General features: G+C 59.6%; 1 protein-coding gene. It reads right to left on the reverse strand.

The window, feature by feature from the left end:
• Nucleotides 1-1,055: amidohydrolase family protein (locus ACQI46_RS25590; RefSeq protein ID WP_427096855.1), on the reverse strand; the 1,055-nt coding region annotated here is incomplete at its 3' end.
• Nucleotides 1,056-1,058 lie beyond the last annotated feature (3 nt).

The following is a 1,058-nucleotide window of genomic DNA, read 5'->3' on the forward strand; positions in this document are numbered from 1 at the left end:
AGGACCTCGTCGAGTTGTTCGGGGGCCCCGGGCCACATCGAATCCGAATGCGGGTAGTCCGCCTCCCAGCAGATGTTGTCCACCCCGATGGCATGGCGGGTGGCCACCCCGACCGGATCAGCGATGAAACAGGTCAAGAAATGCTCACGGAAAACCTCACTGGGCAGCTTGCCCCCGAAGTCCTGACCGGTCCAGGTCGAATGCATCTCATACGTGCGATCCACCCGCTCCAGGAAATACGGAATCCACCCCGTCCCACCCTCAGACAGAGCGATCTTGAGATCCGGATACTCCTTGATCGGCCGCGACCACAACAGATCCGCCGCCGCCTGCACGATGTTCATCGGCTGCAAGGTGATCATCACATCCATCGGCGCATCCGCCGCGGTGATCGCCAACCGCCCCGACGAGCCGATGTGCACATTGAGCACCGTGTCGGTATCAACCAGCGCATCCCACATCGGCTTCCAATGATCAAAATCATGAAAACTCGGATAACCCATCGCCGCCGGGTTCTCGGTGAACGTCAACGAATGCACCCCCCGCGCCGCGTTACGCCGAATCTCGGCCGCACACGCCTCGGGATCCCAGATCACCGGCAACGTCATCGGAATGAACCGCGCCGGATAAGCCCCGCACCACTCCTCGACATGCCAATCGTTGTAAGCCTGCACCAACGCCAACGAAAAATCGGCATCCTCAGTGGCGAACAACCGACCCGCAAACCCGGGAAACGACGGAAAACACATCGACCCCAAAATCCCGCCGGCATTCATGTCCTTGACCCGCTCATCGACCTGCCAACACCCCGGCCGAATCTCATCCAAACCCTGCGGCTCCAGGCCGTACTCCTCCTTGGGCCGGCCCGCCACCGCATTCAACGCCACATTCGGAATCACCACATCCCGGAACTGCCACGTATCAGACCCATCCGGGTTGTGCACCAACCGCGGCGCCTCATCCAAATACTTCTTCGGCAGATGATTCTTGAACATATCCGGCGGCTCGACGATGTGATCGTCCACGCTGATCAAAATCATGTCGTCTTTGTGCATGAT

The organism is Mycobacterium sp. SMC-4, assembly GCF_050205565.1.
In the GTDB taxonomy this organism is placed as follows: Bacteria; Actinomycetota; Actinomycetes; order Mycobacteriales; family Mycobacteriaceae; genus Mycobacterium.